The following is a 15,486-nucleotide window of genomic DNA, read 5'->3' on the forward strand; positions in this document are numbered from 1 at the left end:
ACACGGTCAGTAGCTCAGTAACGGCCTCAGCTCAGCAGCTCAGCGACACTCAACCGCTCAGCGCCGCGGCCGTCGTCCCCGTCCGCCCGAGGGCTCCGGGCCCTCGTCGTCATGACCGCCCAGCAGTTCGTCGGCCAGGCTGGGCAGGTCGTCCAGCGGGGTCTCCTCCGCCCAGTCGGGGCGGGGACGCCGGGTCCGGCGGGAACGCGGCTGCTGGTCCTCGGCCTGCCGCGGGTCCGCGTGCGGGTCGGTGATCTGCGGCAGCTCGCGGGTGCGCTCGTTCTCGCCCTCCGCGGGGCCGGCCGGGCGCTCGTCCCGGAAGATGCCGCGCGGTACCCGGTCGGCGGGGTCGGACGTCCGTGCGCCACCGTGGCCGGAGCCCCGGCCCGTACCCGGTCCGGAGTCCTCGCCCGCGTCCCGCACCGCCGGGAGCACCGTCGTCTCGTCGGCGGAACCGGGGGCCTCGGGCGCGTCCGAGAACTTCGGAAGCATCGTCGTCTCGGCCTCGTCGGACGGCCGGTCCACCGGAGAGGCCACCGGCTGGGTGACCTCGTTCGGGTTGACGATCGGGGTGGGCACCGTCAGCTCGTTGTCGGGTCCGGACGGCGAGGAGTCCCGGGAGTTCCGCTCATCGGCCTCCTGCCGCAGCCGGGCCGCCTCCGCCTCCTGAGCGGCCTGGACACGGGCCCGCTCCGCGACGGCCTCCGCCTCCGCTTCCGCCTGCCGACGTGCGGTTTCGGCACGCAGCAGGGCCTCCTCGGCCTTGCGCTGCTTCTCCAGCCGCTTGGCCTCGGCCTCCGCCCGCAGCCGGGCGTCTTCCTCCGCCTGGCGGCGCAGCCGGGCCTGTTCGGCCTCGTAGGCGGCTTCCTCGGCCTCGCGGCGGGCCCGCTCCTCCTCGGCGACCCGGCGGGCCTCCTCCGCACGCTGCCTGGCTTCCTCCTCGGCGACCCGGCGGGCTTCCTCCGCACGCTGCCGGGCCTCCTCCGCCTGTCGTTCGGCCTCGCGGCGGCGCGCTTCCTCCTCCTCGCGGCGCTTGCGCTCCTCCTCCTCGGCACGGAGCTTGGCGAGCTGCTCCTGCCGTTCGCGCTCCAGGCGCTCCTCCTCCGCCTTGCGCGCGGCCTCCTCCTCGGCGCGGCGCCTGGCCTCCTCCTCGGCGGCCTTGCGAGCCTCCTCGCGGGCCTTGATCTCGGCCTCGGAGAGCGGCAGGAGCTGGTCGAGCCGGTGGCGTACGACGGTGGTGACCGACTCGGGGTCCTGGCCGGCGTCCACCACGAGGTAGCGCGTCGGGTCGGCGGCGGCCAGGGTCAGGAAGCCGGAGCGCACGCGGGCGTGGAACTCGGGCGGCTCGGACTCCAGCCGGTCGGGTGCCTCGGTGAACCGCTCCCTGGCGGTCTCCGGGGCGACGTCCAGGAGCACCGTCAGGTGCGGGACGAGTCCGCCCGTGGCCCAGCGCGAGATCCGGGCGATCTCGGTCGGCGCCAGATCGCGGCCCGCGCCCTGGTAGGCGACGGACGAGTCGATGTAACGGTCGGAGATGACGATCGCGCCGCGCTCCAGAGCCGGGCGGACGACCGAGTCGACGTGCTCGGCGCGGTCGGCGGCGTACAGCAGGGCCTCGGCCCGGTTGGAGAGCCCGGCCGACGACACGTCGAGCAGGATGGAGCGCAGCCGCTTGCCGATGGGGGTCGCGCCCGGCTCACGGGTGACGACGACCTCGTGACCCTTGGCCCGGATCCACTCGGCGAGCGCCTCGACCTGGGTGGACTTGCCCGCTCCGTCGCCGCCCTCCAGGGCGAGGAAGAAGCCGGTCGCGGCGGGTGCGACCGCCGGGTCGCCGCCGCGCAGTGCCTCGCGCAGGTCACGCCGCAGCGGTACGCCGGAGCGGTCGTCGGTCTTGGCGAGGACGATCGCGGCGACAGGCAGCAGCAGGGCGCCGACGAGCATGAGCGTGAACGCCGCGCCGCCGTGGGCGAAGACGAAGTCGCCCACGGTCAGCCGGTGGGTGCCGATGGCCGCGGCCACCAGGGGGCCGCCGACCGCACCGAGTGCTATCAGGACGCGGACGACGGCCTGGAGGTGTTCGGCGGTCCTGGTACGGCGGGTCTCCTCGGTCTCCTGGTCGACGAGGACATGACCGGTGTTCGCGGCGACGCCCGCCGCGTACCCGGCGAGTACGGCGAGCAGGACGACGGTCGCGGTGTCGGGCACCAGGCCCATCGCCAGGAGGGCGATGCCCGTGACGGCGGTGGCCAGTGAGAGCAGCCGCCGCCGCGACAGGGTCGGCAGCACCTTCTGCGCGGTACGGATACCGACTCCGGTACCGCCGGTCAGGGCGAGGATCAGCAGGGCCAGGGTGACGGGACCGCCGCCGAGATCGGTGGCGTGCAGCACGGCGACCGCGGCCGCCGCGGCGATGACTCCGGCGACGGCCGCGCAGGTGGCGACGATCAGCGGAATGGCTCCGGTACGGCCCTTGTCGGGGCCGTTCCCCGCGGAGGGCCGCCGCAGTCCCTCCAGCGGCGAGCGCGGGCGGGGCGTCTGCGTACCGGGCAGTTGCAGGAAGTACAGGGTGGAGATGGAGGCGGAGAACAGACCGGCCGCGACGTACGAGCCGAGGGCCGCCTGGTGGAAGGAGAACCAGTCGAGGCCGGAGCCCAGCAGATTGCCGATGACCGTGGCGACCAGCAGAACGGCCGCGGCGAGGGGGACGGCCGCGAAGTCCGTACGCAGGGAGAGCCGGCGCAGTGCGCCGAGGTGGTCCGGCAGCGGGCGCACGGCGGCGCCCTCGATCGGCGGAGCGGGCAGCAGCGCGGGGGCCGCGCTCTCCTTGGCGATCGTCCACAGGCGTTCGGCGGCCCCCGTCACGAAGACGGTGACCAGGATCATCGTGAGCGCGTTGGCGGGCGTCCAGTCGATCCACAGGGGCGCGACGACCAGCAGCGCGAGCCGCAGCCCGTCGGCCCCGATCATCAGCCATCGCCGGTCGAGCGGCCCGCCGGGTGCGGTCAGGGACGTCAAAGGCCCCAGAAGTACGGCTCCGAAGAGCAGGGTGGAAATAATCCGGGCCCCGAACACGGCGGCGACGGCGAAGGCCGCCCCGCGGTATCCGGACCCGAATGAGCCCTCAAGGACCGCCGCTTGCAGCGACAGCAACACCAGCACGAGAAGGGCGAGTGCATCGCCGGTACTGCCGACGAGCTGGGCGCTCCACAACCGCTTCAGCGGGGGAACACGCAACAGGGCTCGTACGGCGCGCTCGCGTGAGTCTGCGGCAAGTGTGTCGGAGGTGGGGCTCACGACCGTAGGCTGCTCGGCTCGCGTCATCCGCCCAGCCTATCGGGACGCTCCCCCCACTCGCGTCCCGCATCCGAACATACGCCCGCAACGCCACGAAACCCGAGCCCCCACCAACGTTTGCCACGCGGCCCCCCGGGCAGAGCCTCACCCTCCAGCCTCGCCGACGCTTGAGGCACGGAGCCCGGGGCGGAACCCCGCCCACCTACCAGCCCCGCCGACGCTTGAAGCGCGAGGTCCGGGGCAGGACCGCCTACCTACCAGCCCCGCCGACGTTTGAAGCGCGAAACCAGGGGCAGAACCCCGCCCACCTACCAGCCCCGCCGACGCTTGAAGCGCGAAACCAGGGGCAGAACCCCGCCCACCTACCAGCCCCGCCGGCGTTTGAGGCGCGGGGTCCGGGGCAGAGCCCCGGTTCCGGGAAGGGGCGGGGAGGGGAAGCCCGCCGCAGGCGCCCACCCTCGACGCCGCACCCGGCGGACGCACACCCCCAGCCGCCCCACCCACCGCAGGCCCGCGACCTCAGTCCTCCGAAGCCGCACCCTTCTTCACAGCCCCAGCCGTCTTCTTCACGGCCGCCTTCTTCACCGCGGACTTCGCCGTCGTCTTCTTCGCCGCAGTCTTCTTCGCGGCCCCCGCGGCCTTCTTCGCGGGCGCCTTCTTGGCCGCGGCCTTCTTCGCCGTCTTCTTCTTCGCCGGCCCCTTGGCCCGCTTCTCGGCGAGGAGCTCGTACCCCCGCTCAGGGGTGATGTCCTCGACGCTGTCATCGGTGCGCAGCGTCGCGTTCGTCTCCCCGTCGGTGACGTACGCCCCGAAGCGGCCGTCCTTCACGACGACCGGCGCCCCGCTCACCGGGTCGGTGCCCAGTTCCTTCAGCGGCGGCTTGGCCGCGGCCCGGCCCCGCTGCTTCGGCTGCGCGTAGATCGCGAGCGCCTCTTCGAGCGTGATGTCGAAGAGCTGGTCCTCGGAGGTGAGCGACCGCGAGTCCGTGCCCTTCTTCAGGTACGGGCCGTAGCGGCCGTTCTGTGCGGTGATCTCGACACCTTCGGCGTCCTCGCCGACCACCCGCGGCAGCGACATCAGCTTGAGCGCGTCGGCCAGCGTCACCGTGTCCAGCGACATCGACTTGAACAACGACGCCGTCCGCGGCTTCACCGCGTTCTTGCCGGTCTTCGGCGTGCCCTCGGGCAGCACCTCGGTGACGTACGGCCCGTAGCGCCCGTCCTTGGCGATGATCTGGTTCCCGCTCACCGGGTCCGCGCCGAGTTCGAAATCGCCGCTCGGCTTGGCCAGCAACTCCTCCGCGTACTCGACGGACAGCTCGTCGGGGGCCAGGTCCTCGGGGACGTCCGCGCGCTGGTGGCCCTCGGCGTCCTTCTCGCCCCGCTCGATGTACGGGCCGTAACGCCCGACACGAAGCTTGATGTCGTTGCCGACGGGGAACGAGGAGATCTCCCGGGCGTCGATCGCACCGAGGTCGGTGACAAGTTCCTTGAGCCCGCCGAGGTGGTCGCCGTCGCCGTTGCCCGCGTCGGAGGCCGCTCCGGCACCGGCCGATTCGTCCCCCTCCTGCGCACCGAAGTAGAACCGCTTCAGCCACGGCACGGACTGGGCCTCACCCCGCGCGATGCGGTCGAGGTCGTCCTCCATGCGGGCCGTGAAGTCGTAGTCCACGAGCCGGCCGAAGTGCTTCTCCAGCAGGTTGACCACGGCGAACGAGAGGAACGACGGCACGAGGGCCGTGCCCTTCTTGAACACGTAGCCGCGGTCGAGGATCGTCCCGATGATCGAGGCGTACGTCGACGGGCGGCCGATCTCGCGCTCTTCCAGCTCCTTGACCAGCGAGGCCTCGGTGTAACGGGCCGGCGGCTTCGTCGCGTGGCCGTCGACGGTGACCTCGTCGGCGGACAGCGCGTCGCCTTCGGCGACCTGCGGCAGCCGCCGCTCACGGTCGTCCAGCTCGGCGTTCGGGTCGTCGGCGCCCTCGACGTACGCCTTCATGAAGCCGTGGAAGGTGATCGTCTTGCCGGACGCGGAGAACTCGGCGTCCCGGCCGTCGCTCGCCCGGCCGCCGATCTTGACGGTGACGGAATTACCGACCGCGTCCTTCATCTGGGAGGCGACGGTCCGCTTCCAGATCAGTTCGTAGAGCCGGAACTGGTCGCCGGTGAGACCGGTCTCGGCCGGGGTACGGAAACGGTCCCCGGAGGGGCGGATCGCCTCGTGCGCCTCCTGCGCGTTCTTGACCTTGCCGGCGTACGTGCGCGGCTTGTCGGGCAGGTAGTTCGCCCCGTACAGCTGCGTCACCTGGGCTCGGGCCGCGGAGATCGCGGTGTCCGACAGGGTCGTGGAGTCGGTACGCATATAGGTGATGAAGCCGTTCTCGTACAGCTTCTGCGCGACCTGCATGGTGGCCTTCGCCCCGAAGCCCAGCTTCCGGCTCGCCTCCTGCTGGAGGGTCGTCGTACGGAAGGGGGCGTACGGGGAACGGCGGTACGGCTTCGACTCGACGGACCGCACGGCGAACGCGGAATCGGCGAGCGCGGCGGCCAGCGCGCGGGCGTTCGCCTCGTCCAGGTGCAGCGTCTGGCCGGAGGCGGACTTGAGCTGCCCGTCCGGACCGAAGTCACGTCCCTGCGCGATGCGGCGCCCGTCGACCGCGCTGAGGCGGGCGGTGAGCGTCGAGGGGTCGGAGACGTCACCGGTCCGCCCGGTGGCGAAGGTGCCGGTCAGGTCCCAGTACTCGGCGGAGCGGAAGGCGATGCGCTCGCGCTCCCGCTCGACGACGAGACGGGTGGCGACGGACTGGACGCGACCGGCCGACAGCCGCGGCATGACCTTCTTCCACAGGACCGGCGAGACCTCGTAGCCGTAGAGGCGGTCGAGGATACGGCGGGTCTCCTGGGCGTCGACCATGCGCTGGTTCAGCTCGCGCGGATTGGCGACGGCGGCCCGGATCGCGTCCTTGGTGATCTCGTGGAAGACCATCCGGTGGACCGGGACCTTGGGCTTGAGCACTTCCTGAAGGTGCCACGCGATGGCTTCGCCCTCGCGGTCCTCATCGGTGGCGAGGAAGAGTTCGTCGGACTCGGCCAGCAGCTGCTTCAGCTTCCTGACCTGGGCCTTCTTGTCGGCGTTGACGACGTAGATCGGCTGGAAGTCGTGCTCGACGTCCACGCCGAGCCGGCGCACCTCGCCGGTGTACTCGTCCGGTACCTCGGCGGCGCCGTTCGGGAGGTCGCGGATGTGCCCGACGCTCGCCTCGACGACGTATCCGGGGCCGAGATAGCCCTTGATCGTCTTCGCCTTGGCAGGCGACTCGACGATGACGAGTCGGCGGCCGCCCTGTGCGGTCTCGCTGGTCGGGGACAACTTCGCTCTTCTCTCCGGTCGACGCTCGGTGGGCATCAGGGCAGCGCGAGGGGCGCTGCCGACAGTGCTGTCGCTGCGGAGTGTGACGGTACAACCCGCCCCCGTGTCAAACGGCGAAAGCCCGCAACGGCCACTCGAACGGTAACCCGACTTCCGCCATTCCTGCCGCCCGGCCCACTCGGTCCGCTGTGCGCACGGCCGCTGCCTGCGGGTTTCGGCGGCGTCCTGGCCGTCCTGCGGACGTCGAGGACGAGGGGCGGACGTCCCGGGCGTGTTCCCAGCGGCCGCAGGGAGCATGCCGACGGAGCGGGACCGGTCGCGCGCTGCGGGCGCGGGCTCAGACGCGGCCGAGGCACCACACCCCGAGGACGAGGAAAAGTACGCCGAACACAGTGGCGAGTGCGGTGGAAACGGCGGGGCTCACCCGGTACGCCACCGGCGCGCGGTGCAGCACGCGCGCCCCCGTCCACAGCAGCAGTGCCGCACCGAACAGCACGAACGCCGTTCCGGCGAAGACAGCGGGCCCGCTCTCCATATCCGTACGCCTCCCTCTTCCCCGGCTTGCCCCGGGCCACCCCCGATTTCTCACGGAGGCTCCCACCGCACGGCGTCGCGGACGCCAACACGGGGTGAACAGCAGGGCCCGCCGACAGGACGGCAGAGGGGCAGGGTCCGGCCATGGCCGGATTCACACGCCGGCCGCCGCCCCGCGTCCCTCACATCACGTCCAGCGTGGCGCGCCGCCTGCTCCCCCGTTCGAACACCGCGAGCAGTACGACGGCGAGCAGCGCGTACCCCGCTCCCGTCGCGAGTTCCGCCGCGACGCCCCGGCCGTCGAGCCCTGCCCCGGCGGACAACTGACGTGCTGCGTCGGCCGCGTGAGTCAGTGGCAGCACGTCCCCGAGTGCGCGCATCCACCCCGGCAGGGTCTCCCGGGGCACGTTGGCGCCGGTCAGCAGCAGGAGCACGGAACTGGCCACGTTCGATACGAGGAAGACATCGCGGAACCGCAGCCCCAGCGCCCCCAGGGCCAGGCCGAAGGCGGAACACCCGGCGGAGGCGGCGAGCAGGACCGCGCCGAGCCCCGGAAGGGCCGCAACCGGAATGCGCAGGCCGAGCAGAAGGCAGGCGGCGGAGAGCGTGAAGACACTGATGAGGAGGCCGTTCAGCACATACGGCAGCGCGCGTCCGAACCAGAGCGGAGCCCGGTTCCGCGGGCTGAGCAGCACCGCGCCCAACGTCCCGTACCGCCGTTCGTTGGCGACGGCCATCGTGCCGCCGTAGACGCAGGCGGTCGAGGCGGAGATCACTGCGTTGCCGAGCAGATAGAACCGGTCGTCGGCGACCTGGAGCTGCCGGCCCAGGAACACGAAGAAGAGGAGTTGCAGCAGGGGGCCGACCAGCAGGGTCCCGATGAACATGGGCGGCGTCGTCCAGTTGAAGAGCGCCCGGTAGGAAAGGGCACCGCCGATCACGACGAGCCGCCATGCGGAAACGATCCGACGGTAGAGACGCGGGGACCGGTCCGCTGGTGCGGGGCCGGGGTCCAGGAACGGTGTACGGGCGGGCATGCGGGCAACTCCTGGGTGGGGCGGGAAGCGTTCGGGAGGCAGTTCGAGGAGCGGTTCTGCGCGCGATTCGGCACCGGTTTCATGCGCGCCGGGCCTGGTATCGCGCCGCCGGACCGTCCAGCGGTCCGGCCATGGGGGCGTCGTCGAGCCCGTCCGGCCGGGCGTCAGGCCAGCGAGAGGGTCGCGGCGGCGCGGGCACGCTGTTCGACCCGCCCCAGAACGAGGACGGCGAGCAACGCGTACAACGCGCCGAGCGTCAGGGACACGCCCATGGGAGCCAGCACCTCACCGGCTCCCGCGCTGCCGGAGGTCGCCGCGTGCACCGCCCGGGAGCCCCAGGTGGTGGGGAGCGCCCAGGACAACGGACGCGTCCAGTCCGGCAGCACGGTGATGGGCACGAGCATCCCGGACAACAGCCACACGGGCGCGTCCAGCGGGTTGGCCAGCGCGTTCGCGTTGCGCAGCAGCACAAAGGTGGCGGCGAGCAGCAGCCCCATCATCCCGAGCGAGAGCACACAGACCGGGACGGCGAGCAGGAAGAGCACCGGGTGCGCGAAATCGAGCGGCACATCGAACAGCACGGCCCCCCAGATCACCGTCGCGCCCATGGCGTAGGTGCCGATGACGGCGGTGGCCAGGGTGATGGGCAGCAGAACGAGGGAGAGCGGGGTCGGCGAGGCGACGAGCGTCTCCAGTGTGCCGAGCCAGCGCTGATTCTGTACGGCTCCGCCCGACCCGAAGAGCACCGAGGACCAGATGCCCATCAGCCCGGCGCCGACGGCGGCGGTGAGCAGTCGGTCGGGGTCGTCCGCAGCGCGGAAGAGGTAGACGGAGAGGGTCGCGTACACCAGGGGCACGAGGACGGCGAAGGTGATTTCGAGCGGTGAACGGCTCATGTACGAGACGTGGGTACGCACCCCGACGAGGGTCAGGCGCAGGGCCCTGCCAACCCTCATGCCACGACCTCCCCATCAACCCGCCCGGCCTCCGCCGCTTCCACCCGCACGTCCTCAACCGTCCTTGCGTCCGCGCCCCCCGAGGCAGCCGCCCCGGAGACCGCCACGTCCATGGGCCCGGCGGGCATGGAGCCGGCAGGCGCGAAGTCGGCAGGCGTGGGCCCGGCGGGCATGGAGCCGGCAGGCGCGAAGTCGGCAGGCGCGGGCCCGGCGGGTACGGACCCGAAGGGCCCAGGCACGCCGCCACCCGTTTCCGGTGCGCGGCCCGACTCGGGTGCGCCGTCAGACTCGGGTGCGCCGTCCGGCCCGCACGCCCCGCCTGTCGTGGGTGACGTGTCCGCCCCGCCCTCCGCCTCCTCGACGATCGCGATGTAGGCGTCCTCCAGCGTGGGTTCGCGGGTGACGACCCGTCCGACGCGAACGCCTTCGAGCGCGGCCAGCACCTGGACGTGCAGGTCGGCGCCGTGCTCGGTCTGCACGATGACGGCCTGTCGGCTGCCTCTGTCCTCGGCGGCCACGCCGTGCACGCCCGCCACGGCCCGGATCCGTTCGAGGTGGTCCTCGCCCGCCCCGTACGCCTCGATCTCCAGGACGTCGCGTTCCCGCACACGGGACTTGAGCCGCTCCGGCGTGCCCAGGGCCCGGATGGTGCCGCCCGCGATGACCGCGATCCGGTCGCACAACTCATCGGCCTCCGCCATGTAATGCGTGGTCAGGAGCACGGTGGTGCCGGAGGACCGCAAGTCGGCGACGGTACGGCGCAGATCGCGGGCCGCCACCGGGTCCACGCCGATCGACGGCTCGTCGAGGAACAGGACATCGGGCCGGTGCAGCAGGCCGCGCGCGATGTGCAGCCGCTGCCGCATGCCCCGCGAGTACCCCTCGACGCGCTCCTTCTCCCGCCCGGCGAGGCCGACCAGATCGAGCAGTTCGGCGATCCGCCGCTTCTGGTCGCGCGGCTCGACGCCGTACAGCTCGGCGAAGTAGCGCAGGTTGTCGAGGGCGGAGAGCCGGTCGTACAGGCCCCGGTCACCGCCGAAGACGTAGCCGATCCTGCGGCGCACGGCGACGGGGTCGGACGCCACGTCGTGTCCCAGCACCCGGGCCGTACCGGAGGTGGGCAGCAGCAGGGTGTTGAGCATCTTGATGGTGGTGGTCTTGCCCGCGCCATTGGGCCCGAGGAGGCCGAAGAGCTCACCGCGCGCCACCTCGAAGGTGACCCCGCGCACGGCTTCGGTCTCGGTGCGGCGCGGACGCAGGAAGCCGGTCCGGCTGGTGTAGGTGCGGCGCAGGTTCTTCGCCTCGATCGCAAGCATGGCGCGGACGTTAGGCCCGGCCCCGCCACCCCCGCCATCGATTCGGAACCTCCCGAATCGTCCGGCCGCCCCTTGCCCGCCTCCGCCTGTCCGCGCCCCTCAGGACACCGCGCGCAGCACGTCCTCCCCCGACAGCAGCGCGAGGAGGGCGCGGCCGGTGTCGGTGAGGTGGTAGTACACGCTGCGTCCTATTCGGTGCCGGGTGACGACATCGGCGTCGGCGAGGACGGACAGGTGCTCCGAGACCGTGCTCGGCGCGAGCCCCAGCCGGTCGGCTATCCCGGCCGTGGTGAGGGGTCCCCCGAGCTGTCGCAGGACCGAGGCCCGGCCCTTTCCCAGGAGCAGCCCGAGCCGATCACCGCTGTCGGCCCGCTCCGCGGCTCGTTCGCGCAGCGCGCCCGCGCCCCGGGCCTGGAAGGACACCGTCAGGACATCCGGGTCGTCGGTGGAGTAGAGCCGGCAGCCCTCCGCGAAGACGAGGGGCACGAGCAGCAGCCGGCGCTCCCCCGCCCGGTACTCCGCGTCGATGTGCTTCGTCAGCTCCAGGACGGGCGGCTCCCACCTGGCCCGGCTCTCCAGCCCGGCGAAGAGCGCGTCCACCCCCTCGGTGGCGAAGGTCCGGGCCCGGATGAGCACCTCGTCCTCGACCAGGCGGCGCATGACGGGCCAGTGCGCGGCCATCGCTCCTTCCCAGTACGCGGCATACGCATCGGCGAGCGCCCCGCAGGCGGCCTCGGGGTCGGCGACGTACGGGCGTACGTGCGGGTGGTCCTGGAGCCCCTCGTAGTGCTGGGCGACCCCGGCCCGTACGACGTCGGCAGGGGTGGCCCGGATCGTGTCGAGCTCCGTCTCGACGGATGACGCCCCGACCGGCCGGGGCAGCATGAAGTCCGGGAACTGGTGCGGGCCGTCGATCAGCAGCCGGAGCGCATGCGTCCGATCGTCCTCGCTCAGCAGTTCGCGGGCCCGCACCACCCACTCCTCGTAGGGGCGGGAGGGGTGGCGGTGCGGCATCGCGAGATGGAGGCTGCAAAAGGCGTCCCACAGAGGGCTGATGGCGATCCGGGTCGCGCCGAGCGACGCCTCGTCCAGTTCGATCCGGATCATCCGGCCACCTGCCCACCCGGGGGCAGCGGATCCAGGAAACCCTCCTCGACCAGCAGCCGAATGGCCTGGGGGGTGCGGTCGCGAAGCAGCACCGGGTCCTCGTTCATCAACTGGGCGATGGCGTCCAGGATGCGACCGGCGGGCAGTGAGCCGTCGCACACGCCCGCGAACCCCGCGCCCACCGCGTCGACCTTCGTCGCCCGGCGCATGCCACGGTTCTGACGGAGCACCACATGCTCGGGGTCCTCCGCCCCGGGGAGCCCGACCTGCTCCTGCACCACCTCGGCGGCCAGGGTGAAGTGTGCGGCCAGGAGCGCCGCGTCGTCCTGCTCCCGCAGGTAGTCCTGGCGGGCGAAGTGCGCCTCGACGGCGGGGCCGAGCGGCTGTTCCACCGCGTGCGGCCACTCCTCGATCACGACGGAGGGCTCACCGGCTGCGGCCGCGGCGGACTTCCGCAGCGTGATCCAGCCGAAGCCGACGCCGTTTGCCCGGCGGGCCGCGAACTCGTCCAGCCAGGCGTCGTACCGCGCCTCGTACTCCGCCGGGTCCGTGCGATGGTCCCCGCTGTCGCGCAGCCACAGCTCGGCGTACTGCGTGACGTCCTGGACCTCGCGCTGCACGATCCAGGCATCGCAGCCGTCCGGCACCCAGGAACGCACCCGGTCCTGCCACTCCTCGCCCTCGGTGTGCTGCCAGTTGGCCAGGAAGTGGGCGAATCCGCCCTCGTTGAGCCGGTCGCCCGTCTGCTGGACGAGGGTCCGGCACAGATCGTCGCCGGCCATACCGCCGTCGCGGTAGGTGAGCCGCGCGCCTGGCGAGATGACGAACGGCGGGTTGGAGACGATCAGGTCGAAGGTCTCGTCGCCGACCGGCTCGTACAGGGAGCCCTCGCGGAGCTCGGCCGGGGCGGCGCCGGACAGGGCGAGGGTGAGCCGGGTGAAGGCGAGGGCGCGCGGATTGAGGTCGGTGGCCGTGACCTTCGTGGCGTGCTGGGCGGCGTGCAACGCCTGGATGCCGGAGCCCGTGCCGATGTCGAGGGCGGAGGCGACGGGCCGGCGGACGGTGATCCCGGCCAGGGTGGTGGACGCCCCGCCGATACCGAGGACGACGCCCTTCTCGCGCGAGCCGATACCGCCCGCGCCTCCCACCGCACAGCCCAGGTCGGAGACGATGAACCAGTCCTGGCCGTCCGGTCCGCCGTACGGCCGCACGTCGACGGTCGCCCGCACCTCGCCGTCCTTCTCGGTCAGCCAGCCGTCCGCCACACACTCCGCCAGCGGGAGCACGGCGGCGGCCCGCCCCGCCGGGACGGGGCGCTGGAGCAGGAAGAGTCGCACCAGCGTGTCGAGCGGCGCCTCGCCCCGCGTGGCGCGCAGCGCCGGAACCGTCTCGCTGCGGGCGAGCGCGGCGTAGGCGGGCGCGCCGAGCAGGTCGAGGAGCCCGTCGGCGGTGAAGGCGGCCGCGAGCAGGGCTTCGCGGAGCCGGGGCGCGTGGTCTGCCGCGGGCAGGTCTGCTGCGAAAAGGCTGGTCTTACTCACGTGACCCATTGTGAGGGGTCCCACTGACAACGGCAGCGGCCCGGCCACCGCCCCGCGCGTTCCAGGGGCGTGCCGGGCCGCTCGGCCGAGGTGCGCCGGCCGTCGCTCCGGCCACGGCGTTCGGCCGCCGGTTACGACTTCTTGCTGGGCGACACGGACGGCGACGCTTCCTTCGACGGCTCGGAGTCGTCCGAGGAACCGGTCGAGGGCGAGGCCGACGCGGTGGGCTTCTGACAGCCCTCCTGCTTGGCCATCGCGCTGCCGACCTCGCCGGACTGGAGCTTGTTCAGCGCCTGATCGCCGTTGGTGCTGATCTTGTTCAGCTCGTCCGCGATTCCCTTGAGGCCGTCGGCGAACTTCGCCTGGTCCTTCGTCTCCAGGGCGTCGACCTTCTTCTGCAGCTTCGCGTAGGCGGTGGAGGAGGCATTGAGCTCCTTCACGGCCTCCTTCTGCGTGGTCTCACCGTCGTCGACCGGCGGCGGACCCGCCGACTCGACAGCGGAACCCAGCGCCTTGTACGCCTGCGAGATCTGGTGGAAGGCGGCCGAGTCGGTCTCCTGGACATCGGCGGGCTTGCTGTTGTCGGCCGTCTGCTGCTGGATGGAGGCGTTGGCGTTCGCGATCTTCTGCAACTGCGGCTGGACCTGGTCGCAGACCTTCTTGGCCCAGTCGTTCACCTTGTCGTCGCTGTCGTCGCTGCAGCCCGACAGCGTCAGTACCAGTACCGCACCGCCGGACAGCGCGGCTGCAAGCTTCTTGTTCACCGGATTGGTCCCTTCCAAGGCTCTCGGCCCCGGAACTTACACGCCGAACGCCCTCCATCCGGGTGCCAGTCGTCCGGTAGGACAGCTTTTGCAGCCATTTGCACCAAGCGAAAGGAGGGAGATACAACTCACCCACACGGCCCCCACCAACGGGAACACGCGAGCGATCAGTCACCCGTACGAGGCACCCACAGATGCCGCATGGCGACCCGACCGACTGACGCGACATCAACATCGCTCAGTAGACGCACTACTGATGGCTCATCTGATCCCTCATTACTCACGAGAGCGAAAAAAGAGGCCCTGCTCAGCAGGGCCTCGGAGGCCTGACGCAGCCCCACGAAAGGGCAGCACAGGCCGTCCCGCGCGTCCGACTCAGGCATTGCCCGTGAACGGGCCGCCCGGCCGAACCGGCGCGCTCGGCTCAGGGCAGTACGGCCACCGGCGTCTTGGGCCAGGTCATCCGGATCACTCCGCCGTCCGCGCCGGACCTGACCTCCACGTCGTCGACGAGACCGCTGATGACCGCGAGGCCCATCTCGTCCTCGTCATCGGTCTCCGGCTCGGGCTGGTCGAGCCCTCCGCCGGACACGACACCGCGCCGTCCGGAAACCCCACCGGGCACGGAGCCGTCCGCGCCGGGGCCCGGCACCTCGTCACCGACCTCGATGGAGAACGCCTTCTCCTCCTCGATCAGGAAGACCGCGACAGGGGCCGTGATGCCATGACTGCGGTGCAGCCCAACAGCCCGGCTGCACGCCTCGCCCACGGCGAGTCGGACCTCGTCGAGCACGGCCTCGTCGACCCCGGCCCGGCGCGCCACGGCCGCTGCCACGAGACGGGCGGTCCTGACGTGTTCGGGCTGGGCGCTGAAGCGGAGTTCAACGGTGGCCATGCGATCCCCCTCGAACGTACGTATGTGCATGCCAGAAACGGGCCCCACGGCCCCGAGCCTCTGGCTCTGTCTCCGACGGGTCGGGCGGCTGACAAATAAGTCAGCCACAGACCGCCGACCGGGTGACGGCCGACGCCGGACACCGGCCGTCGGCATCACCGGCGACCACGGAACGAGGGCCATCGCACCGGCGGACCTTCACCGAGGCCGCCGTCGCCCCGACCGTCGCCGGACCGGCATGGAACCGGCCCGGCGGCAGACCGGAGGTCAGTCGGTGGCCGCGACGGCCTCGTCGACCGTGGTGTGGATCGGGAACACCTTGGTCAGACCGGTGATCCGGAAAATCTTGAGAATGCGCTCCTGGTTGCACACCAGGCGCAGCGAGCCCTCATGGGCGCGCACGCGCTTCAAGCCGCCCACAAGCACGCCGAGGCCGGTGGAGTCGAGAAAGTCGACGCCTTCCATGTCGACAACCAGGTGGTAGCTGCCGTCATTCACCAACTCGACCAACTGCTCGCGCAGCTTGGGCGCGGTATACACATCAATCTCGCCACCGACCTCGACGACCGTACGGTCGCCACCAGGGCCGGACACATTGCGAGTCGACAAGGACAGGTCCACGGATCCTCCAGCACCTTGCTATCGAGCGGTCGCCCCTCGGTCTCCCCGACGG

At 71.7% G+C, this 15,486-nt stretch carries 11 protein-coding genes; all 11 read right to left on the minus strand.

Going from position 1 to position 15,486, the window contains the following annotated elements; genetic code table 11:
- Positions 1-57: 57 nt before the first annotated feature.
- Entirely contained in the window at positions 58-3,324 is a 3,267-nt protein-coding gene (gene tmk / locus P8A18_RS14790) for a dTMP kinase (protein WP_306054941.1), read from the minus strand.
- Between the two features lie 492 nt (positions 3,325-3,816).
- Entirely contained in the window at positions 3,817-6,666 is a 2,850-nt protein-coding gene (topA, locus tag P8A18_RS14795) for a type I DNA topoisomerase (RefSeq protein ID WP_306054943.1), read from the minus strand.
- A gap of 337 nt (positions 6,667-7,003) precedes the next feature.
- Positions 7,004-7,201 carry a hypothetical protein gene (locus P8A18_RS14800; protein WP_018551169.1) on the minus strand — a complete coding sequence of 66 codons (198 nt, stop codon included), beginning with the start codon at positions 7,199-7,201 and terminating at the stop codon, positions 7,004-7,006.
- A gap of 181 nt (positions 7,202-7,382) precedes the next feature.
- Entirely contained in the window at positions 7,383-8,237 is an 855-nt protein-coding gene (locus P8A18_RS14805) for an ABC transporter permease (RefSeq protein WP_306054946.1), read from the minus strand.
- A 164-nt stretch (positions 8,238-8,401) separates the two neighbouring features.
- Positions 8,402-9,193, minus strand: a complete 792-nt coding sequence (locus P8A18_RS14810; RefSeq protein WP_306054948.1) for an ABC transporter permease — start codon at positions 9,191-9,193, stop codon at positions 8,402-8,404.
- Positions 9,190-10,509, minus strand: coding sequence for an ABC transporter ATP-binding protein (locus P8A18_RS14815; RefSeq protein WP_306054950.1), 1,320 nt, complete (start codon positions 10,507-10,509; stop codon positions 9,190-9,192). Before P8A18_RS14815 ends, P8A18_RS14810 begins: the two co-directional genes overlap by 4 nt.
- A gap of 99 nt (positions 10,510-10,608) precedes the next feature.
- Entirely contained in the window at positions 10,609-11,616 is a 1,008-nt protein-coding gene (locus P8A18_RS14820; RefSeq protein WP_306054953.1) for an ArsR/SmtB family transcription factor, read from the minus strand.
- On the minus strand, positions 11,613-13,163 hold the full coding sequence (locus tag P8A18_RS14825; protein WP_306054955.1) for a DUF7059 domain-containing protein: 1,551 nt from the start codon (positions 13,161-13,163) through the stop codon (positions 11,613-11,615). Before P8A18_RS14825 ends, P8A18_RS14820 begins: the two co-directional genes overlap by 4 nt.
- A gap of 122 nt (positions 13,164-13,285) precedes the next feature.
- Complete coding sequence (locus P8A18_RS14830; protein ID WP_306054958.1) at positions 13,286-13,918, minus strand: small secreted protein; 633 nt, start codon at positions 13,916-13,918, stop codon at positions 13,286-13,288.
- A 424-nt stretch (positions 13,919-14,342) separates the two neighbouring features.
- On the minus strand, positions 14,343-14,813 hold the full coding sequence (locus tag P8A18_RS14835; protein ID WP_018551162.1) for an ATP-binding protein: 471 nt from the start codon (positions 14,811-14,813) through the stop codon (positions 14,343-14,345).
- 267 nt (positions 14,814-15,080) lie between these two features.
- Positions 15,081-15,434 carry an STAS domain-containing protein gene (locus tag P8A18_RS14840; protein WP_003967428.1) on the minus strand — a complete coding sequence of 118 codons (354 nt, stop codon included), beginning with the start codon at positions 15,432-15,434 and terminating at the stop codon, positions 15,081-15,083.
- Positions 15,435-15,486: the final 52 nt, after the last annotated feature.

This window comes from Streptomyces sp. Mut1 (genome assembly GCF_030719295.1).
Lineage (GTDB): Bacteria > Actinomycetota > Actinomycetes > Streptomycetales > Streptomycetaceae > Streptomyces > Streptomyces castrisilvae.